Source organism: Actinocrinis sp., assembly GCF_035938995.1.
In the GTDB taxonomy this organism is placed as follows: Bacteria; Actinomycetota; Actinomycetes; order Streptomycetales; family Catenulisporaceae; genus DASZGI01.
Genome location: NZ_DASZGI010000022.1, coordinates 1 through 20,977, shown reverse-complemented (window position 1 = coordinate 20,977; position 20,977 = coordinate 1). Strand labels below are relative to the sequence as shown.

General features: G+C 72.4%; 13 protein-coding genes and 2 riboswitches. Of the genes, 6 read left to right on the top strand and 7 right to left on the bottom strand.

Annotated features, from left to right (window positions below):
* Positions 1-45 precede the first annotated feature (45 nt).
* Positions 46-1,149, top strand: coding sequence for an XRE family transcriptional regulator (locus VGZ32_RS01340; protein WP_326883896.1), 1,104 nt, complete (start codon positions 46-48; stop codon positions 1,147-1,149).
* The gene (locus VGZ32_RS01335; RefSeq protein WP_326883895.1) at positions 1,146-1,685 is read left to right on the top strand and encodes a hypothetical protein; all 540 of its coding nucleotides are present in this window, start codon (positions 1,146-1,148) and stop codon (positions 1,683-1,685) included. The genes VGZ32_RS01340 and VGZ32_RS01335 overlap by 4 nt, the downstream gene beginning before the upstream one ends.
* Positions 1,686-1,889: 204 nt before the next feature.
* On the opposite strand, the gene VGZ32_RS01330 is transcribed toward VGZ32_RS01335, so the two are convergent.
* From VGZ32_RS01330 to VGZ32_RS01305, 6 genes are all read right to left on the bottom strand, one after another.
* Positions 1,890-6,881, bottom strand: a complete 4,992-nt coding sequence (locus VGZ32_RS01330; RefSeq protein ID WP_326883894.1) for a hypothetical protein — start codon at positions 6,879-6,881, stop codon at positions 1,890-1,892.
* A 220-nt stretch (positions 6,882-7,101) separates the two neighbouring features.
* Positions 7,102-8,079, bottom strand: coding sequence for a hypothetical protein (locus VGZ32_RS01325; protein WP_326883893.1), 978 nt, complete (start codon positions 8,077-8,079; stop codon positions 7,102-7,104).
* A gap of 960 nt (positions 8,080-9,039) precedes the next feature.
* A complete protein-coding gene (locus VGZ32_RS01320; protein ID WP_326883892.1) occupies positions 9,040-10,113 on the bottom strand; it encodes a serine hydrolase domain-containing protein in 1,074 nt (357 codons plus the stop codon).
* Positions 10,114-10,130: 17 nt separating this feature from the next.
* Complete coding sequence (locus VGZ32_RS01315) at positions 10,131-10,889, bottom strand: alpha-ketoglutarate-dependent dioxygenase AlkB (protein ID WP_326883891.1); 759 nt, start codon at positions 10,887-10,889, stop codon at positions 10,131-10,133.
* Positions 10,886-12,481 (bottom strand): bifunctional transcriptional activator/DNA repair enzyme AdaA, encoded by a 1,596-nt coding sequence (locus tag VGZ32_RS01310; protein WP_349263441.1) that lies wholly within the window; start codon positions 12,479-12,481, stop codon positions 10,886-10,888. Before VGZ32_RS01310 ends, VGZ32_RS01315 begins: the two co-directional genes overlap by 4 nt.
* 115 nt (positions 12,482-12,596) lie before the next feature.
* Positions 12,597-12,740 (bottom strand): hypothetical protein, encoded by a 144-nt coding sequence (locus VGZ32_RS01305; protein WP_326883889.1) that lies wholly within the window; start codon positions 12,738-12,740, stop codon positions 12,597-12,599.
* A gap of 63 nt (positions 12,741-12,803) precedes the next feature.
* Here VGZ32_RS01305 and VGZ32_RS01300 point away from each other — a divergent pair, with 63 nt between their 5' ends.
* Together VGZ32_RS01300 and VGZ32_RS01295 are read left to right on the top strand one after the other, a co-directional pair.
* Entirely contained in the window at positions 12,804-13,838 is a 1,035-nt protein-coding gene (locus VGZ32_RS01300) for a helix-turn-helix transcriptional regulator (protein ID WP_326883888.1), read from the top strand.
* A gap of 82 nt (positions 13,839-13,920) precedes the next feature.
* The gene (locus VGZ32_RS01295) at positions 13,921-14,478 is read left to right on the top strand and encodes a gluconokinase (RefSeq protein ID WP_326883887.1); all 558 of its coding nucleotides are present in this window, start codon (positions 13,921-13,923) and stop codon (positions 14,476-14,478) included.
* A 17-nt stretch (positions 14,479-14,495) separates the two neighbouring features.
* On the opposite strand, the gene VGZ32_RS01290 is transcribed toward VGZ32_RS01295, so the two are convergent.
* A complete protein-coding gene (locus VGZ32_RS01290) occupies positions 14,496-15,866 on the bottom strand; it encodes an MATE family efflux transporter (protein WP_326883886.1) in 1,371 nt (456 codons plus the stop codon).
* Between the two features lie 135 nt (positions 15,867-16,001).
* Here VGZ32_RS01290 and VGZ32_RS01285 point away from each other — a divergent pair, with 135 nt between their 5' ends.
* Positions 16,002-17,666: a DUF2637 domain-containing protein gene (locus tag VGZ32_RS01285; protein ID WP_326883885.1), complete on the top strand. Its 1,665-nt coding sequence runs from the start codon at positions 16,002-16,004 to the stop codon at positions 17,664-17,666.
* A gap of 94 nt (positions 17,667-17,760) precedes the next feature.
* Positions 17,761-17,867: riboswitch (glycine riboswitch) on the top strand.
* Positions 17,868-17,992: riboswitch (glycine riboswitch) on the top strand.
* Between the two features lie 50 nt (positions 17,993-18,042).
* Entirely contained in the window at positions 18,043-20,976 is a 2,934-nt protein-coding gene (gene gcvP, locus VGZ32_RS01280) for an aminomethyl-transferring glycine dehydrogenase (RefSeq protein ID WP_326883884.1), read from the top strand.
* The last annotated feature ends 1 nt before the right edge of the window (position 20,977 follow it).

Sequence of the window (20,977 nt, the reverse complement as noted above, 5' to 3'; positions counted from 1 at the left end):
CCCCATGTTTTTCGATTTTCGCAAGTTCGGTGCTATGATCGCTTCATGCCGAGCGCCTCCGACCGCGTCCGCGACCTGATTCAGGCGTCGGGGCTGAGCCAGCGCGACTTCGCCCTGCGGATCGGGCTCGACGATTCAAAGCTCTCCAAATCCCTCGGCGGCACCCGGCGCTTCTCCTCGCTCGACCTCGCGCGCATCGCGGAACTGTGCGAGGTCACCGTCGACTGGCTGATCACCGGCGAGGAGCCGCCGCTTGCGCTCGCCGCGCGAACCACCGGGGGCAGCGCCGGCGCCGCGATCAAGGCAGCCAAGCGGTACAGCACTCTTCGATCGGACATCACTGCTCTGGGCTATCCCCAACCCTGGCGCACGCCGACGGCACGAATCAACGGCGGCACGTGGGCAGCTCAGGGCGAACAGCTCGCAAAGGCGGCTTCCGCGGAGGTCACCCAGGCAGGCCGCACGCTCGACGAGGCCGACCTGCCGAAACTGATCGAGCACGTCTTCGGCGCGGACGTGGCGGTCGCCGAACTCGGCGCCGACTTTGACGGCCTCGCCGTCTCCTCGCCCGAGGTCAAGCTCATCGTGCTGTCCACCAGCCACGTTCCGGCCCGTCAGCGCTTCACGCTCGCTCACGAGCTCGCCCATCTAATCGCCGACGACGACCAGGGCGTGCACCTGGACCGGGACGTGTACGACAAGGTGCAGTCGAGGGATCCGACCGAGCAGCGCGCCAACGCCTTCGCCGCGGCGTTCCTGATGCCGGCCGAACGGCTGACCCGAGCCGTCGACACCGGCGGATTCGGAGAGACGGACTTCGCCGCTCTCGCCTGCGAGCTCGCGGTCTCACCCTCAGCGCTGGCGATCAGGCTGTTGAAGCTCCGCCTGATCGACGCAGGCACCTGCGATCGCTTCAAGGCGGTCAGCGCTGCAAAGGCGGCCACCCTTGCCGGACGCGGGGAGGAGCTCTCTCGTCGCACGGCGGCGGCCGCCATCCCGCGGGCGCCGGGCCTGCTCGTCCGCGACACGTACGCCGCGTACGAGGCGGGGCGCTCGACGTTGCGCCCCTACGCCGCGCTCATAGACGTCGAGGTCGAGGACCTGCGCGACGCCCTGGAGTCGGGGAGCGAGGTCCACGGCGGAAAGTGAGCGTCTTCTTCTTCCCGGACAACACCGTCCTGTGCAACTTCGCGGCCGTCGGCCGCCTCGACCTGTTGGCCGGGGTGCTCGACGGGCGCGGCAGGTGGACGGCGGCGGTGGCCTACGAGGCGAGCCGTTCAGCACACCACCATCCCACCCTCGCGGATCTGCCCACTGCCGGCTGGCTGGGCGAGCCGATCGAGGTCACCGAGGACGCGGACATCCAGCAGGTCAACCTCGTGCGCCGCGCCGTGTTCGGCGGCACCGACGATCTGCCGCTCAAGCATCTCGGCGAGGCGGAGACCTGCCACATCATCCTTCATTGGGAGCAGTTCAACGGCTCCTGGTGGATCAGCGACGATCGCGAAGCCCTGATATACGCCAGAGGTCGCGGCATCACCACGCGCGAGACGCTCGACATGGTGGCGGCCGCGACCGTAGCCGGCGCGATCACCGCCCAGGACGGCTTCGACCTGCTGCAGAAGATGGTGGACGCGGACCGGCACCTGCGGCTTCCCACCCGGCCATCCGATCTTCTGCTGTAGCGAGGTTCCATCGGGGGTGCACTCGAGAACCGAGCTCATCGGGCCCGTCTCGCTTGTGAGAGACATTCCGGAGTTGATCCGCGGAAGCGACGAGCTTTTGCGCACGGCGCCTTCGCCGCGGTGGTCGTGATCTGGCCGCCACCGTCTGCGCGGAAGGCTGATTCGCGGGGAGGTCCGACGCCTCATCGAGCCGAGGTCGTGGCGCTAGGCTTCGAGCTCCGACTGCAGGATGAGCGCCCTGCGGTGGCCGACAGTGACGAGCTCGTCGAGCATCCGCTGCAGTGTGGGTCGATGATCACCGATTGCCGACGGGTGGGTGAACACGTATCTCAGCCATGCGACTACTAATCGCGACTCCGCCTTGATCCGCACAGGATCGGTGCCGAGCACGAGTAGCGTTGCCCGGGTGGCTTCCGGCTCCTCGAGCCACCCGCCGCGATTGATGGTGTCGATCAGGCGGTCTGCGAGGTGCGGGCAGCTCTCATACGAGCGCACCCACCTCCAGATGAGTACGCCGGTTCTTTCTGTCGGCCACGGCGCGTCCTCAGGTGGCAGCGGAAGCAGTGCGGCGTCGAGGGCCTCGATGTCTTCCTCCTGCGGGCGGCGGCCGTCGATCGTGACGATCTGCCGGTCCTCAGGCAGCAGCGCGTTCATGACCGAGGGCCACACACCCTCCAGCGCGCTCACGCGTTCCGTAGTAGTGGCCAGTCCGACCATAGCGGTCAACAGCCCAGAAAGTTGCTCCGCGACGGGCGCGAAGGCTCGCAGGTACCGGCTCAGGTGACCTTGATCGCCGTCGAGGATCCGTTGAGCGCTGTACTGATCTATGGCGTTTCGCCACGCGAAGCGCTGTTCGAAGCGTTCGCGGGCGTACTCGATGGGCCAACGCACCGTGTCGTAGGTTGTCAGTGCTTCGAGCAGGTCCCTGGCCTGCCGACCGTGAGGGCACTCGGATCGCGCCGCGGCGGCAAGGCCTGTGATCGCCGGGCTGACCAGGCCGAACTCGAGGCGGATCGCATCATCGACGATCGCGTCCGGCAGCGGCTCAAGGAGCCTGACCGGCTGGCGGATACGGGCACCAGGGTGCCGCGGCCCCAGTCCGCTGGTGGCGAGCATGCCGCGTAGGGCTGCCAGGGCCGTGTCGTGGTTCGGGCAGTCTTTTTCACACGGAACGCTCCAGGTCGGCGCCAGTGCACGCGCGAGGCGTTGACGCACCTCGATGAACATGCTCCCGGCGAGAGTGACGAGAGCCTCGGTCAGTGTGTCGGCCTCGACTCCGGTGCGCTGCTGGATGTGCGGGTGAAGCAGGAGCCACGGCAGCCCGACGGCCGCGGACCGGTCGGCGCCCATTTCCCAAAGCTGCTCTGGGGTGTCACCGAATGCACGTGGCAGTTGGGGTTCGGGGTCCGCGGCATCGAGTAGCGTCCTGGCAGCCCAGGTGAGGTCTTCGTCGGCGATCTGCTCGCCTCGTGCGGGCGCGATGAGCAGTGCTGCCGCGACGGCCGCGGCGCAATCTCGAACCAACCGGGTCTCTTCCGTGGCGGTGACCGAGGTGAGTTGGCCGAGTGCCGTGGTCATGGTGCGGTGCATCTCGGCGGCTGTGGTCCCGTCGGTGCTGCAGTTGCCGTACTCGATTGCCTGCGCGGTCACGGCCGTGATCTCAATATAGGCGGCGGCGTGGCGCCCACCCGCTGCGGCGAGACCTTCGGCGACCTCCGGGTTGATGCTGGGTCGGATCGCGATTCTGCCGTCGGGCTCGTGGTTTGTCGTGTATGTGGCGCCGTCGAGGATCGCCGCCCACTTGCGGGTGATCATCTCGTTCACTGTCGTGTCGGGCTGAGGGTATGTGATGCCTGCGTCGGGTTGCTCCAGTGAGAGTTGGGGCAACCCGCAAGGGCCCTCCAGTTCTGAACCGTAGGAGATCAGTACTCGCCCGACGTGCTGGAGGGCGAGGCGCTGTGCCTCGTCGCTGGCCAGTGTCAGATCCAGGGCGACCGACTCGATGTCCTGGTCGATGCGCGGCGCCTCGGGTACGTGAAGGGTGGGCAGGGAGCCGGGGCGTGTCCGCAGCGTCTCCAACTGCCACACCAGCGGGTGGGCGAGAAACGGGTGGAGCAGTTCGCCGTGCTGTTCGAGCACGCCGACGAGGAGGGAGAAGGCGACGGCGACCAGGCCCAGGCTTCCTCCGGCGTCGAGGATATCGTCGATGACCTGCTGCGGCGGGTCGTCGTGGGCGATACGTTCCGCGCCCCAGGCGCGTAGGGCCATGAGCGCCGAGAAGGCGGGGTAGTCGCCGATCCCGCGACCGCGATACCAGGTCCATACGTTGGTCGTTCCGCGGTAGGTGCGCGAGGTAGGCCAGTGTGCGAGGGCAAGGTTGAGTCGAAGCTCTCGATCGTGCCCACGGCTTTCGGCACGGATGCGGGCATCGGTGGCCGCATCCACGACGGCGGCCACCAGCCGCAGGCCGCCCGGCGGATCTGCGGCGAGCAAGGCCGCGAACGGACCGTAGTCCGGGTGTGCGAGCGGTCCGCCGCGGTGGGGCAGATGCTCGCGCACACCGGATTCGTCGCCGCCCCAGCCGCGCCGCGGTGGAACACCATTGACTGAGGCGCGGCTCGCCGATGCCTCGTCGCGCTCCAGGTCGCAGCGAAGGTAATAGCCTGCGGAAAGGCGTAGCAGCAGTGCGGGCCGATGGCGTGCCATGGCTTGCGCTGCGAGCGGCAGTTCGATCGCATGGGCTGTCTCGAAGGCTGAGGTGTTCGTAGACTCGATCAGGAACCTCTCGGCGGCCTCGTTCAGGTGGGCGGCGAGAAGGCCCAGCGACTCCGCCGTTCCGCGCAGCCGGTTGTCCCACGACCGCCCGCTCCAGGCGATCATGGCTGAGGGGAGATTCGAGGCGGAGGGCAGCAATCTGCGCGTTTCGGCTTCTGGCGTTTGCGCGAGCGCCCGCAGGTGGTCACGTACGAGTGTCGTGGCGGCTTCGCGGTGGGCGGAAGGCAATCGCGACCCGAGCTCGGCGAGGAAGCCGACGATCGGGGCGGACAAGGCTGCATCGAACCTCGGTGTGGTTACGCCGATAGTCAGCGCCTGCCGTTTGGTGACCTCTATCAGCTGGCCGAGTCCCTCGCCGTCATGCTCGAGCAGAGCAGGACGCAGCGCACGCAGGGCCTGTTCCACGGGGCCGAGATTGACCAGCGCCTCGTAGGGTACCGCGGTCCAGCGTGGCCCGTCTCGTTCGGTGAGCGTTTCGGCATAGCTCAGCAGGTCGCCCCATTCGGCGGTGAGTGCGGCTGGGGAGGAGGCCATGGCGGCTGACAGGCGCTGCTGGATCCACAGTCGGATCGCGCGCAGGATCCGGCGCGGCTCAGTGGCCGATGCGACCAGCGCTCGCCCGTCGCGGGAGGCAAGGCGCGTGCTCACGGCGTAGTCGGCCAGCACGTCGTGTGCTAGACGGTAGTCGGTGCGTTCTCGTGCGAGGACGTCGTCGCTGGTCAGGCCTTGCCGGGCCTCGCCGTCGGTACCGCGAAGCTGTGACGCGGTAGTTCCCGTGAGGATGGTGTCAGCCATCGTGAGGTAGATGTCGGCGCGGTCATCGGGGGCGCCGCGGCCGGGCAGTAAGCCCTCGCCCAGGCGCACGATGCGCTCGAATACCAGGTCCGCCACGTCCTCCTCGGCCAGGACCGTGGCGGGCAGAGGTGACTGCTGGCTTGCGCGCACCAGGAGGTCGACCAGGTACGGCCGTCGCAGAAGCCTGCGGGGGCGCGGGTGTCGATCCAGCGGACGCAGCGCCGGGAACTGTCCGATCAGCTGGCGGACGTCGCTGTCGGTCAGGTCCCCGACGGGTAGCTTCGCCGGAGAGCGGCCGTATTCGGAGGCGATGATGTCGGCGACGGCTGAGGCTGCTTCGTCTCGCGCGGTGGCCATCAGGTGCCAGGCGAAGCCTTGCTCGTTGCGGGGAACGGTCTGCAGGACGCTGCGCAGGAGGGCGCCGCCGTCGGTCAGGCACTGTTCTGCGCCGTCGATCAGGACCAGCAGCGGCCCGGTGGTCGGTGCGCTGGCCAGTGTTTCTCCGAGGTGGATATGCAGCTCGCCCTCGATATCGGCGAGCGTTCTCCAGTTGCGTTCGGTCAGTGACAGGGCCAGTACGCACGCGCCCGTCTCTCGTGCGTGGCGGGCCGCACGGCGGGCGAGCGCGCTCTTGCCCACCCCAGCCCTGCCGGAGAGTACGACCGCCGTCTGCTCGGCGAGCGCGGTGGCCACCATCTGCGTATCATCGGCCCGCTCAAGGTGCACGGCGCCGGCTACGGTGTCGCGGGTTCGGTCGAGAAATTCACGCGTCCATGCGCCAAGGGATTCGAGTTCGAGTGCGTGGCGGGGGTCGCCGCGAAGCCGTACTCGACTGGCCGCCAGGGCTGCGCGCAGTGCGGGGACGTCGAATCCCCCGGTGCGCGGCCCGCGCGTCGCCGCGAAGCTCGCAAGGCTCTGGAACAGCTTCTCGGCACCGTCCGCTGGGGCTGGGGGCACGAGATCGCCGAGCCGGTTAAGCGCGTCGCGATGATCCCGTCCGCCGTCGTCGACATCCGTGACCCACACGACCATCGCGCCTGCGATCAGGTACGTGAGTTCGTCGGCCTCGTCCCCGGAGACCGGCGAGCCCTGCGCGGCGGACACGTCGATGATCGTGTCTCGCAGGTTGACCCACCGCTCTCGTACCGCATCCTCCACCTCCTCCGCCCGCGACATCATCCGGATCGCCGGCGCGGACTCACGCTGCGCACCGACCCAACGCGTCAGCTCCTCAAGATCAGCGAGCGTGTTGACGGGCTTGGGTGCGGCCAGCCCGAGCCGGTGGTGCCGCCGCGCCACGCCCTCACGATCCGCGCCGACGACCTTCAAGCACTGCGTGACCACCGAGATCCACTCGCGGTTTTTCCGCGTCGGCGAGATGGTGCGCTTGACCTGGAACTCGACGATAAGCGTCGTGCCACTTTCGTCCGCCGCGCGCGCGATGACGTCGTCGAGGTACAGGCCGGCGTTGCGCTGCTGCAGATCGACGTGTGTGATCGGAACGTTCAGACCCGGCACCCGGTCCCCGCGCAGGAGCGCGGCCAGTGCCAGGGCGGCGAGCCGGTACTCGTAGATCGTCCCCGCGCCCCCTGTGGAGAGACCTGATACCACCGACTCCGCCGTCATATGACTGCCCCTCCCGACCTGTGGCCTAGCCGCGTTCTACTCTCACAGTCTCGCCCCTGACCGGCACACCTCGGCGATTATTGGCGAGTTCTGCCAGTATGTCGTGATCGGGCGCGTCCCTCGCTTATAGGGTGTCGGCGCGGGGTGACGATCCCCGCCGACGGACCCTAATCCGGTCTCGTTGAACCGATGATCGCGGCGTGGCATCGTGGGTGAGCGCCTATTGGCTCGGGTCGAGCAGACCTTGTGCCGGGTTGACCTTCAAGGTCTCGTCGACGTACCGGTAGAGGACCTTGGAGCCGGGGGTGAATCCGGCGTGCCGGGCGACGTGCAGCGGGTCGGCGCCGGAGGCGAAAGCTGCGGTGACGAATCCGCGGCGGGTGGAGTGCGCGCTGACCTGCCGCGGAACGTTCGTTCCGTCCTTTTTGACACGCACATCCACTCCGGCGGCGGCCGCGCGCTTGCGGATGACGCGGTAGATGGTCTGCTGGGTGATCCGGCCATCATCCACCGTGCGAGCGCGGGCGGGGCTGCCGGCTGCGGCGCCGATCCGGCCGCGGTTGTCCAGGCGCGGGAACAGGGCCGCGCCGGTGTAGCCACGGCGGGCGAGCTCGAGCTGCCAGCGGCGCACCGCGGTGACCGGGCAGTAGCGCACATCCTGGCTACGTGGCACGTCCACGGAGTCCTCCTTCATCCCGGAAGAGTTCGTCTTCGACAGCCGCACGCGCACGCGCAGCACTTCACCGTCGGCCTCCTCCGGCTCGGTCAGGTCGTTGGCGTTCACGGCGGCGATCTCGGCGCCGCGCCGGCCCATCGCGAACCCGAGCAGGATCAGGGCCTTGTCGCGCATGCCGACCAGGGTGTTCTGCTCGATCTTGTCGACCATGGCGCGCACATCCACCGGCAGCAGCGGCGCGGCGCGCTTCGTACCGGGGTCCGCCAGCGGGTCGAGCGCCACCGCCCGGGACCGCGCGGCGATCGCCTTGCGCGCCAGCACGGTGGATGGGGCGACCGGGTCCTCCCCCGGATCGACGCCGTGCAGGCGCAGTCCGGCCAGGCGCTCAGTCTCGGCGGCCACCCACAGGTGCGTAAGGGCCATGAGCGAGCCGAGGTGGGATTCGAGGGTAGAGACCTTCAGTCCCTGGTCGTGGCCGAGGTAGTCGAGGTAGGCGGCGAGCATCGCTGCGGTAGGCGGCATCGGAGTCGCATAGCCGTTCGCCGCGCACCAGATCTCGTAGCGGGCCCAGCGCGAAGCCCAGGCCCGGCGGGTGGGGCGGGACGGCCTCGGCGAGCCGGGCCGCGGCCTCCGGCGGGAGCTGGTGGTCTCGTGCGTTGCGGCCGGAGGATCTCGCCCGCCCGGCCGGGATAACCGCTTCGCTGGGCGGAGCGAGGGTTAGCGGCTGCTCGCCGCGGGCGACGGCCTCAGCCTTCAGGTCCTTCAGCGGTTCCAATCGAGGGGTCCTCTTCCGTGACAGGTGTGTCTGATATGTGAACAGTATCAGACACACCCAATCCGGCTTCGGCGGTGGCGCGGAGCGCCGTCGGCCCGGAATGGCTTCGCGGAGAGGGCTTCTGACGGCGCATCCGGAACGGCCCACGACACCTGCCTGCGCTCCAGAGGGCTCCTGGCGAAGCGTCAGGTCGCCGCAGGTGGTGGCTCCGTTCACGACAAGCTGGAGTGCAGGACACCGTTATGCGGGGACAGGGACGCCCTCATGCAGGCTCGAAGGTGCTGTGACCTGGGCGATGTCCACTCGCGCAGGTCTTGGGGGACATTCCGATGCAGGTTCGAGGGCACCCGCATGACGCTGCGGCGCGGCATCTGAGCGTCAAAGCACTCTGACCTGCAGCGGGACACTTCGTGCAGGCTCCGCAGGGACACCGTAATGCAGGTTCGCAACTCGCCCCCTTGCGCCGGGCAACGGCGCTCCCGCAACTCAACCCCACATAACCGGGATTATGTGGGGTTGCGGAAGCGGATGTGCGGGACGGTTTTCGTGACCTTTATTGGATTGTTGATACCGGTAATTCGATAAATGTTGAGGATGGGGCGGGGAAGTGCCACGAGAGACGCGCGGTGGGTGCGTTGTTGGCGCCTGACGCCGGAAAATCCGCGGGCGGCAGCTTGCGCAGGCGCGGGTGCGGTGTCGCTGTGCGGTCAGGGGCAGGCGGATAGAACCGCGTCGGCGACGTCGCTGAGGTGGCGGGCGCCGCGGTGGCCGGACTCGAGGCGGTCGGTGAGGTAGGCGAACGCGAGGTCGCGGGTGGGGTCCGCCCAGGCGATGCAGCAGTTGCTGCCGTTGTGGCCGAACGTGAGAGGGCTGCTGGTGCGGCCCATGGGGCGGCTGGGGTGCGGGGCGGGGACGGGGCCGCCGAGCTGGAAGGCGTGGGACCAGCGGATCGGCAGCCTGATGACCTTGTCGATCTCGTCGTTTGCGGTGGAGGGTTCGCGGGCGGCGGCGAGGGTGTCTGCGGTCAGGATGCGGGCGCCGTCGAGTTCGCCGCCGGCGAGCAGGGCCTGGTAGAAGCGGGCCAGGTCGCGGGCGGTGGTGGAGATTCCGGCGGAGGGGATGGCCGCCTCGCGCAGGGTTCTCGTGTTGACGGCGAGGGCGGTGGCGTATGCGAGCGGGTCGCCGCCGCGGACGGGGACGTGGCGCGGCCAGTGCCCGGGACGTAGGCCCAGCGCGGTGTCGGTCAGGCCCAGCGGCTCGAGGAACGTGGCACGCAGTACGTCCGGCAGTTGTTGGTTCGTGATGCGGCGCACGAGTTCGCCGAGGATCGCTCCGTAAGTGATGACGTGGTAGGCGGGAGTGCGGCCCGGCGGGTGGGTCGGGCGGGCGGCCTCCAGGGCGCGTACGGTGCGCTCCGAGTCCGCCATGGCGAGCATGTCGAGGGCCGGGTTGCGGGCGAAGGGGACGCCGGAGCGGTGCTGGAGCACGTGGCGGATGGTGATGCCGCCCTTACCGTGGGCGGCGAACTCGGGCCAGTGGGCGGCGACCGGGTCGTCGAGCGCGAGGCGGCCGTCCTGCGCGAGGCGGTGCACGAGCAGCGCGGTGAAGGGCTTGCTCGCGGAGAAGATCCAGAACAGTGCGTCGGGGGCGCACCGGTAGGCGCGGTCGAGTACGACGTGGCCGTGGTGCAGCACGCACAGCTGGGCGGCGCCGCCTCGGGCCCGCACGAGATCGACCGCGTGGGCGAGCCGGCCGGGGTCGGCTCCCGTGGCACGTGGCATGGACTCGGTCCAGTCGATCACGCGGACCCCGGGGTGGGGGTGGAGGTGGGGGCGGGGTCGTGGTGCGTGGTTTGGGCGGCGGTCGCGGTGGCAGCGGTGGGCGGGAGGGAGGGGGCCGGTAGGCCGGTTTCGCGCAGGGTGAGGTTCAAGCGGCCCCGGGTCAGTCCGGTGGCCGGGTCGGCAGTGCCGGGCAGGACCCTGGGTACGCCGTGGAAGGCATATCGGGAGGGGCCGCCGAACACGAACAGGTCGCCGGAGGCAAGCTCGACGTCGGTGTAGGGCTTGGCGCGGGTCGCGGTGTTGCCGAAGCGGAACACGCAGGTGTCGCCGACGCTCAGGGAGACCACGGGCGTGCCGACGCGTTCGTCCTTGTCCTGGTGCATGCCCATGCGGGCGTCGCCGTCGTAGTAGTTGATCAGGGTCGTGTCGGGGGTGTAGACGCGGGCGGCGGCGGGGTCGTGGTAGGCGTCTGCGACGGCGCTGCGGCTCAATCCGATCAGCCAGCCGGGCAGCGGCGCGGGCCGGGCGCCGTTCACGTCGGCGGCGGTGGCCGTGTAGCGGTAGGGCTGCCAGTGCCAGCCCAGGCAGACGGTCTGAACGGACATCACGCCGCCGCCGGGCAGGCGCGTATGGCGGATCGGGACGGGGCCGAGGGACCAGGCGCGGCAGTCCTCGACGATGCGCTGCTGGTCGGCGAGCGAGAGCCAGCCCGGGATGTGGACGGCTCCGGGGGCGATCTCGGTGCGGGAGCGGGGAAGCGGAAACAGGGAGGTCACGGGCGGTCCGTCGGGGCGGGCGAGGTTGGACGGCGGGCGGCGTGTCGGTCCCAGAGGTAGTGCATGGCGTAGGACCGCCACGGGCGCCAGGTGTCAGGGCTCGGTGATGCGCCGTCTGCGGTGCGGGCGGCGGAGAGGACGGGGTCGTCGTCGAGCAGGACGTCCGGGTCGCCCAGCGCGCGCATGCGGATGTATCCGGCGGCCCACGGGGTCAGGCCCGGGACGGCGCGCAGGGCCTGCTCGGCGGCGTCCCGGTCGGCGCCGACGTCCAGGCGCACCGTGCCGTCGGCCAGCGCGCGGGCCAGGGCGCGGGCGGCGGGGGCGATGTCCGCGTCGGCGAGGGCCTGCGGGGTGGGGAACAGGTGCGTCAGGCCGCCGCGCGGGGTCGGCAACGGGTCGCCGTAGTCGGTGACCAGGGCGTGGATCTGGCGACGGGCAGAGTCGTCGGGCAGCTGTGCGCTCGTGCTGGTCAGGGCGGTGACCAGGGCCAGCTCGGCCGGGTCGGCGGCGCCGGGGGCGCGCAGGCCCGGCGCGGCGGCGCACAGCGGTGCCAGCAGCGGGTCGTCGGCGAAGGACTCGGCGACGGCGTACGGGTCGGCGTCCAGGTCGAACAGGCGGCGGACCCGTCCGATGGCGGCGGTGAAGTCGCGCAGGTCGTCCAAGTCGAGCACGCAGTCGAGCCAGCTGGCGCCGCCGGGCCGCTCGTTGACCTGGGCGATGCCGGCGCCGTGGGTCAACCGCAGGGTGCGGCGGTAGACGCGGCGGCCGGGCGCGCCGGTGATCTCTTCGACGCCCGCGACGGCGTGGCACTGGAGGTAGTCGAACACCTGGGCGGAGGCGTAGGTGCCGCGGTAGGCCAGGCGCAGGGGGATGCCTCCGGACGGCGGGGCGGACGGGGGAGAGGGGGCGGGGTTCTGGGGGCGCTCGGGGGTGGCAACGGGGGTGGAGGTGGGGTTCTGGGCAGGTTCGAGGGCTGAGGCGGGTGCGGCGAGGACGGAGGTGGGCGGTGTGGCAGGGGCGTGGCGGCGCAGCTGGGTGGGGGTGGCGGCGTAGACCTCGCGGATCGTGTCGTTGAACTGGCGGATGCTGGCGAATCCGGCGGCGAACGCGATGTCGGCGGCGGACAGGCCGGTGGTCTGCAGCAGCACCCGGGCGGCGTGGGCGCGCTGGGCGCGGGCCAGCGCGAGGGGTCCGGCGCCGACCTCCGCGACCAGTTGCCGCTGCACCTGCCGGGCGCTGTAGCCCAGCCGCCGGGCCAGTCCCGGCACGCCCTCTTCGTCGACGACTCCGTCGCTGATCAGCCGCATCGCCCGGCCGACCATGTCGGCGCGCGCGTTCCAGGCCGCGGAGCCGGGCACGGCGTCGGGGCGGCAGCGGCGGCAGGCCCGGTACCCGGCGGCCTGCGCGGCGGCGGCGCTGGGGTAGAAGCTGACGTTCTCGCGCTTGGGGGTGGTGGCCGGGCAGCTGGGGCGGCAGTAGATGCCGGTGGTCGACACGGCGAAGAAGAACTCGCCGTCGAAGCGGGCGTCGCGGCTGCGCACCGCCTCGTAGCGGCCTTCAGTCGTCGGCGGTGTCGGTGACGCTGTCGGCATCGTGGCGGGCGTCGCGGTCGTGGTCACGGTTCCAGTGTGCGCGCCACGGGAGACGGGTGATGGCGGTTTTCGGACATCGCGATGGGGCGGCCGTCGGACAACTCCGCGGGAACGGTCACCGTTGAAGCGTCGACCGGGCGGTGTGGGTGGCGAAGCGGGAGCGGCTCAGGCGCTCGCGCAGGTCGGCCAGGTCCGCTTCGGGGGCCTCGACGCGAAACGGGCGAATGTCGCTTCCGGGGTGAGACTGCGCTGTGTTCACGGTGAGCATGCTGGGGCGCACTTGCGGTCAAGAACTGTCCGCAAGGGGTGCGAGAATCCCGGCATGTTGGAAACCTCGGCGCGGCTGCTGCGCCTGCTGTCGCTGCTTCAGATCCACCGGGACTGGTCGGGCGCGGACCTGGCCGGCCGCCTCGGGGTGACGCCGCGCACGGTGCGGCGCGACGTGGACAAGCTGCGCTCGCTCGGGTATCCGGTGCACGCGTCGACGGGCACGGCCGGGGGCTACCGGCTGGGCGCCGGGGCCGCGCTGCCGCCGCTGCTGCTGGACGACGAGGAGGCGGTGGCGGTCGCGATCGGGCTGCGCTCGGCGGCGCTGGGGTCGGTGGAGGGGATCGCGGAGGCGTCGGTGCGGGCGCTGGCCAAGATCGACCAGGTGCTGCCGTCGCGGCTGCGGAGCCGGGTGGAGGCGCTGCGGGCGGTCACGGTGACGGTGGACTCGCGTGCGACGAAGGTGTCGGCGGACGCGCTGACGCTGCTCGCGGCCGCGTGCCGGGACCGGGAGCGGGTGCGGTTCGAGTACACGGCGCGGGCGGGGCAGGACAGCGCGCGGGAGGCGGAGCCGTACCGGCTGGTGCACACCGGGCGGCGCTGGTACCTGGTCGCCTATGACCTGCAGCGCGCGGACTGGCGCACGTTCCGGGTGGACCGGATGCGGCTGAAGACGCCGGCCGGGCCCCGGTTCGCCCCGCGCGAGGAGCCGGACAAGGACACCGCCGGGTGGACCGCGCGGCGGCTCGCGGTCGACCAGCACCCGTACCGGGCACGCATCACGATGTTCGCCTCGGCGCAGACGGTGGCGGACCGGATCCCGCCGGAGTACGGGCTGGTCGAGCCGGTCGACGCCGACTCGTGCACGCTGATGGTGGGCGGGGACCGGCTGGACGTCATGGCGCTGTACGTGGCGTTGGTGGGGGTCGAGTTCCGGGTGCACGAGCCGCCGGAGCTGGTCGAGCAGGTGCGGGCGACGGCGGCGCGGATGGCGCGCGCGGCGGGCGCGGAAACGGGCGGGGACGTCGACGGCGGCGGCGGGCGGGTCCCGGCGGAACCGGGTGCTGTGGACGCGGGCGGCGGCGCGTAGCGCGGCCGGGGCGCGCCTGGTGGGCTAGCGTGGCGCAGGCGCCTTCGCGACGCTGCCGAGAATCCGGCCCAGGGGAGACCACATGCAGTCCGGGAAGGACGCGCAGTTGCCGCCGGTGCTGCTCGTGACGGGCGTGTCCGGCAGCGGCAAGACCACCGTCGGCTCGCTGCTGGCCGGGCAGCTGGGCTGGACCTACGCCGAGGCCGACGCGTTCCACCCGCCGGCGAACATAGCCAAGATGCACGCCGGGCACCCGCTCACCGACGCCGACCGGGTCCCGTGGCTCGACGCGATCGGCGCCTGGATCGACAAGACCACCGCCGAGGGGCGCCCGGCCGTAGTGACCTGCTCGGCGCTCAAGCGCTCCTACCGCGAGCGGCTGCGCGCGGGCCGTCCCAACGTCACCGTGATCTACCTGGACGCCGACCCGGACACCGTGCGCACCCGCCTGGCCGCCCGGGAGGGCCACTTCTTCCCGGCCGAGCTGCTGGCCAGCCAGTTCAGGGATCTCGAGCCGCCGGCGCCGCAGGAGCACATCGAGCACGTGCGGGTCGGCCTGGACGTGACGGGCGCGCAGATCGTGCAGCGGCTGCTGGACGAGCACGGCGCCGCCTGGCGGGCCGGGGCGGGCACGGCCTAGACGCCTGCCCGGTGCCGTCACACTCCGACGCCGGTGCGCAGCCACGTATCGGCGCGTTCGCGCCAGGCCAGCGCGGCGAGCCGGGCGAGGGTGAAGGCGGCCACCACCCACCACAGCCCGGTCAGCGCGTCGGGCGAGGTGGCCGGCACCGCGGCGCGCAGCACGGCGAGCCCGGCGAGGAACACCGCGGTGCACCCGACCGACGCCCAGGCCAGGAAGGCCGCGTCGTCGGCGCCGATGAGCACCCCGTCCAGCACGAACACGACCCCGGCGACCGGCTGGATCAGCGCCGCGACCGCGAGCACCGGCATCAGGGCCGCGCGCACCGCGGTGTCGCCGGTGAACAGGGGCACGTACAGCGGCCGGGCGGCCAGCAGCACGATCCCCGTCCCGACGCCGAACACCGCGCCCCAGCGCACCATCAGCCGCACGGTGCCGCGCACCCGCTCGGGGCGGCCGGCGCCCAGGTCCCGGCCGACCAGCGCCTGCGCGGCGATCGCCAGGGCGTCCAGGGCGAGGGCGAGGGTGAGCCAGAGGTTGGTGGCGATGGTGTGCGCCGCCAGGGCGACGGTGCCGAACGATCCGGCGGCCCAGACCGCGGCCAGCAGGTACACCCGCAGGGCGGCGGTGCGCAGCAGCAGCGCGGTGTTGGCGCCGAGAGAGCGGCGGATCGCGGCGGGGTCCGGGCGCAGCCTCACCCCGCCGGCGCGCGCCGCGCGGGCGATGACGGCCACGTACACGGCGGCCATCGCGCACTGCACTGTCACGGTGCCCAGCGCCGACCCGGCGATGCCCAGGCCCGCGGGGTAGACCAGCGCCCAGTTCGCGGCGGTGTTCACGACGGCGGCGAGCGCGGCGACGAGCAGCGGGGTGCGGGTGTCCTGCAGACCGCGCAGCAGCCCGGTGGCAGCGAGCACGGCGAGCATCCCGGGAAGGCCCGCGCAGCTGATGCGCAGGTAGGTCGCGGCGTAGGGCCGGGCGGCGGGGGTCGCGCCGAGCAGGTGCACCAGCGCGGGGGCGAAGGCGGCGCCGACGGCGGCCAGCACGAGGCCGAGGGCCGCGGCCAGGTATATGCCGTCCACGCCGCGGGCCAGGGCCGCGCGCCGGTCGCCCGCGCCGAGCAGCCGGGCGACCTGGGCGGTGGTGCCGTAGGCGAGGAAGACGCAGACGTTGACCAGGGTATTGAGGGCCGCGGCGGCGGTGCCGAGCCCGGCCAGGGGGGAAGCGCCGAGGTGGCCGACGATCGCGGAGTCGGCGAGCAGGAACAGCGGTTCGGCGATCAGGGCGCCGAGGGCGGGCAGGGCGAGGGCGAGGATCTCGCGGGCGTGCGCGCCGCCGCCGGGCCGGTCGCCCAGGTGCGCGGGGCCGGGGTCGGCGGACGCGGTCACTGAAGGATCATGCCACGGGCGGTGCGCGGGGCCACCCGTGCGAGTCGATCCGGTGGACGGGGGGCGCGCCGTGTCGGGGTTATCTGGCAAGCTTCGGGGTGCGCCGACGACCGCCCGCGACGCCAGGAGACCCCCGTGACCGCTGCCGCCGCCGACGACCTGATATCGCGTCACCGCGCCGCACCCCCGTCCCAGCCCTCTGCCAGCGCGCACGCGGGTCAGGGCCCTGCCGTCGCGCCGCCCGGCGCCGCCGCGTACGCGGCGGCGAACGGGGCGGGGGCCAACGGCGCTGCCGCGAGCGCTGTGGCGAACCACGCCGACGCGGGCTACGAATTCGCACACGCAGACGGGTACGTTCACGCCCCGGGCTCCCCAGCCGGGACGTACCGGCCGCCGACGGCGGCCACGGCCGGCGAGCTTGCCGCGCGGGCCCGGGCGATGGAGCCGACCGGGCAGGTCGAGCCGCTGGGTTCCGCGTGGCTCGCGGTCACCGTCGTGATCGGGATCATGGCCGCGCTGATCGCCCTGGGCGGCATGGTCCTGTCGTTCCGTGCGGTGTCGGTCGAGATGGTGCCCGCGTTCGGTGCCCGGTGGGCGTGGCTGGTGCCGATCGTGGTGGACCTGACCGTGTTCGTGTTCTCCGGCGTCGACCTGGTGCTCGCCCGCCTGGACATGGGCCATCCGCTGGCGCGGTGGACGGTGTACGGCGCGACGTTCGGCACGGTGTGGCTGAACTACTCCGCCGGGGGCTCGGCGGCCGGGCGGGTCGCGCACGTGCTGATGCCCAGCATCTGGGTCGTGTTCGTCGAGCTGATGCGGCACGTGGTGCGCCGCCAGGTGAACCTGTCCACCGCCTCGCACCGCGAGCCGATCCCGGCCGCGCGCTGGCTGCTGTCGCCCTGGCCGACGCTCAAGCTGTGGCGGCGGATGGTGCTGTGGCGCATCAACTCCTACCCGCGCGCCCTGGACCAGGAGAAGATGCGGCTCGGGGCGATCGCGACCGCCCGGGAGATGTACGGGCGGTTCTGGCGCGTGCGCATCAGCCCGCTCACGCGCCTGCAGATCAACCTCGGCGAGGTCGGCGCCGGAGATCTGCGCCCCGACCTCTACGCCCAGCCTTCGCGGCCCGCGCAGGCAGCGACCGCCCCGGCGTCCGCCGGTCCCGCGCTGCCGCCGCAGGCAGCGCCGTATGCCGCACCCGCCCCGCCGTACCCCGCCGCGGCCCCAACCGTGCAGGCCGCGGCGGCACCGGTCCCGCAGGCGCAGCCGCAGGCCGCGGCTCCCGCCGCGCCACCGGCACCTCAGGCGCCACCGGCCGCACCGCCGGCGTCCCCGGCTGCGGGTACGGTGCCGGGTCAGCGGCGCGGCGCCCACGGGCGGGAGCCGGCCATGTTCGCCTCCCAGCCGCTGCCGGGTCCCGCCACCTCCGGCCCCGTCCAGCCGAGTGGGCGTGCGGCGGGTCCGGCGCTGGCCGCGGCCCTGGCCGCCACGCAGACCGTGTCCCCTCCGGCGGCCCCCGCGAACCTCCAGCCGCCGGCCGCCGACGCCTCCGCGCTCCCCGCGCCCGGCAACGGCGTGCGGCAGGACCCCCCGCACGTCGAGTTCCAGGCCCCGCCCCCGATGCCGCCGCTGCCGCGCCGCAGCGTGCGCGAGAGCGAGCTGCTGACGGCCGCCCGGGAGGTCGAGCGGTGGCGCGGCCAGCCCTCGGCCACCCGCATCAGCCGCGAACTGGGCATCGGCATGCCGCTCGCCAGCTCCCTGGCCAACGCGCTGCGCGAGGAGGAGGGCCCCGGCGAGTGACCGGCGGCTGACGCGCGAAACAGGCTGTTCACAAGCACGGCATTAGCGCGGCGTCGGAAACCCGGCCCGCCGCTGCTACCGTAGAAGGAGCCGTTCATCCCGGACGGGAGAGTCCCAGGCTCGCCGAACGCCGGCGGGCCCGGGCGCCGAAGGAGCAACTCCTCCCCGGAATCTCTCAGGCCCACGGACCGTACGGGACAGGCGACTCTGGAAAGCGAGGGTGTGGACACACCCTCCACCGACGGTGCAAGCCGGGCGTCCAACCCCGCCGTTTGAGGGGCGGGCGACCCGGTGAAGCTCTCAGGTCCCGTGACAGAGGGGGAGCAGCCGGTACGCGACCGCCGCGCGCCGGACGGGATCCCCTGTGGAGGCACCCATGGCCCACGAGACCGCGCCGCCGCCGCACCCCGGGCCGACGCTGCTCGAACTCGAGCAGGCCGCGCCCTTCGCCGCCCGCCACATCGGCCCGCGCCCCGAGGAGCAGGCCAAGATGCTGGCGCTGCTGGGCTACGGGTCGCTCGACGAACTGGCCGAGGCCGCCGTGCCCGCCACCATCCGGATGACCGAGCGCCTGGGCCTGCCCGCGGCCCGCTCCGAGGCCGAGGTCACCGCCGAGCTGCGCGAGCTGGCCGGACGCAACCGGGTGCTGCGCAACATGATCGGCCTGGGCTACTACGGCACCGTCACCCCGCCGGTCATCCGCCGCAACGTCCTGGAAAGCCCCGCCTGGTACACCGCCTACACCCCCTACCAGCCGGAGATCTCCCAGGGGCGGCTGGAGGCGCTGCTGAACTTCCAGACCGCGGTCGCCGACCTGACCGCTCTGCCCACCGCCAACGCCTCCCTGCTCGACGAGGCCACGGCCGCCGCCGAGGCGATGACCCTGGCCCGCCGCTCCTCCCGCTCGGAAAGCCGCCGCTTCGTCGTCGACACCGACCTGTTCCCGCAGACCCTCGCGGTCCTGCAGACCCGCGCCGAACCCGTCGGCATCGAACTCGTCCCCGCGGACCTGACTGACGCCGACCCGGCCGCCGCGCTGCCCGACGGCGACTTCTTCGGCGTGCTGGTCCAGTACCCCGGCGCGTCCGGCGCGGTGCGCGACCTGCGCCCCGTCATCGAGGCCGCGCACGCCCGCGGCGCCCTGGTCGCGGTCGCCGCCGACCTGCTCGCCCTCACCCTGCTTCAGGCCCCCGGCCAGGCCGGCGCGGACATCGCGGTCGGCACCACCCAGCGCTTCGGCGTGCCGCTCGGCTTCGGCGGCCCGCACGCCGGATACATCGCCGTGCGCGACGGGCTCGCCCGCGCGCTGCCCGGCCGCCTGGTCGGGGTCTCCCGCGACGCCGACGGCAACCCGGCCTACCGGCTCGCGCTGCAGACCCGCGAGCAGCACATCCGGCGGGAGAAGGCCACCAGCAACATCTGTACCGCGCAGGTGCTGCTCGCCGTCGTCGCCGGCATGTACGCGGTCTACCACGGCCCGGACGGGCTGCGCGCGATCGCCCGCCGGGTGCACCGCCACGCCGCCGTGCTGGCCGCGGGCCTGCGCGCCGCCGGCTACCGCATCGCGCACGACGCGTTCTTCGACACCGTCACCGTCCACGCGCCCGGCCGCGCCGCGGAACTGTGGCACGCCGCCCGCCTGGCCGGGGTGAACCTGCGCCTGGCCGGCCCCGACACCATCCAGGTCGCCTGCGACGAGACCACGACCTGGTCCGACCTGCACACCGTGTGGGGCGCGTTCGGCGCCGAAGGCCCGCAGGTGCACCTGCTGGTCGAGGCCACCCCCGACGCGCTGCCCGCCCACCTGCTGCGCACCGGCGAGTTCCTGACGCACCCGGTCTTCCACCGCCACCGCTCCGAGACCGCGATGCTGCGCTACCTGCGGCGCCTCTCGGACCGGGACGTGGCCCTGGACCGCTCGATGATCCCGCTCGGCTCGTGCACCATGAAGCTGAACGGCACCGCCGAGATGGAGCCGATCACCTGGCCGGAGTTCGCCGACCTGCACCCGTTCGCGCCGCTGGAGCAGGCCGGCGGCTACCTGACCCTGATCGGGCAGCTGGAGCGGTGGCTGGCCGAGATCACCGGCTACGACCGGGTCTCCGTGCAGCCCAACGCCGGCTCCCAGGGGGAGCTGGCCGGGCTGCTGGCCGTGCGCGCGTTCCACCGCTCCCAGGGGCAGCCGCAGCGCGACATCTGCCTGATCCCGTCCTCCGCGCACGGCACCAACGCCGCCTCCGCCGTCATGGCCGGGATGCGGGTGGTCGTGGTGGCGTGCCGGGACAACGGCGACGTCGACGTGGACGACCTGCGCGAGAAGATCGCCGCGCACCGCGACGAGCTGGCGGTGCTGATGGTGACCTACCCCTCCACCCACGGGGTGTTCGAGGAGCAGATCACCGACGTGTGCGCCGCGGTGCACGAGGCCGGCGGCCAGGTGTACGTCGACGGCGCGAACCTCAACGCCCTGGTGGGGCTGGCCAAGCCGGGCCTGTTCGGCGCGGACGTGTCCCACCTGAACCTGCACAAGACCTTCTGCATCCCGCACGGCGGCGGCGGCCCCGGCGTCGGACCGGTCGCGGTGCGCGCGCACCTGGCCCCGTTCCTGCCCGGCCACCCGCTGCACCCGGTCGCCGGCCCCCTGCGCGGCGCGGTCCCCGCGCAGGTCGGCCCGGTGTCTGCGGCGCCGTGGGGGTCGGCGGGGATCCTGCCGATCCCGTGGGCGTACATCAGGCTGATGGGCGCCGACGGGCTCAAGCGCGCCACCCAGGTCGCGGTGCTCGCCGCGAACTACGTGGCCGCGCGCCTCGCCCCGCACTACCCGGTGCTCTACGCCGGCCCCAGCGGCCTGGTCGCGCACGAGTGCATCCTGGATCTGAGGGACATCACCCGGGAGACCGGGGTCACCGGGGAGGACGTGGCCAAGCGGCTGATCGATTACGGGTTCCACGCCCCCACGATGTCGTTCCCGGTGGCCGGCACCCTGATGATCGAGCCGACCGAGTCCGAGGACCTGCGCGAGCTCGACCGGTTCTGCGACGCGATGATCGCGATCCGCGGCGAGATCGAGCAGGTCGCGACAGGTGTCTTCGACCGGGAGGACAATCCGCTGCGCCAGGCCCCGCACACCGCCGCCATCCTCGCCGAGATCTGGGAGCACCCCTACGGCCGGGCCACCGCCGTGTTCCCGGCCGGCCCCGCCCAGGCCGCGGACAAGTACTGGCCCCCGGTGCGCCGCGTCGACGGCGCCTACGGCGACCGCAACCTGGTGTGCTCCTGCCCGCCGGTCGAGGACCTGGCCGAGGGCTGAG

Bases quoted from the DNA above. Each gene is read 5' to 3' on its own strand.
- VGZ32_RS01340 (WP_326883896.1), top strand. From the start codon at position 46: ATGCCGAGCGCCTCCGACCGCGTCCGCGACCTGATTCAGGCGTCGGGG.
- VGZ32_RS01330 (WP_326883894.1), bottom strand. From the start codon at position 6,881: ATGACGGCGGAGTCGGTGGTATCAGGTCTCTCCACAGGGGGCGCGGGG.
- VGZ32_RS01325 (WP_326883893.1), bottom strand. From the start codon at position 8,079: ATGCCGCCTACCGCAGCGATGCTCGCCGCCTACCTCGACTACCTCGGC.
- VGZ32_RS01320 (WP_326883892.1), bottom strand. From the start codon at position 10,113: ATGCCACGTGCCACGGGAGCCGACCCCGGCCGGCTCGCCCACGCGGTC.
- VGZ32_RS01310 (WP_349263441.1), bottom strand. From the start codon at position 12,481: ATGCCGACAGCGTCACCGACACCGCCGACGACTGAAGGCCGCTACGAG.
- VGZ32_RS01300 (WP_326883888.1), top strand. From the start codon at position 12,804: ATGTTGGAAACCTCGGCGCGGCTGCTGCGCCTGCTGTCGCTGCTTCAG.
- VGZ32_RS01295 (WP_326883887.1), top strand. From the start codon at position 13,921: ATGCAGTCCGGGAAGGACGCGCAGTTGCCGCCGGTGCTGCTCGTGACG.
- gcvP (WP_326883884.1), top strand. From the start codon at position 18,043: ATGGCCCACGAGACCGCGCCGCCGCCGCACCCCGGGCCGACGCTGCTC.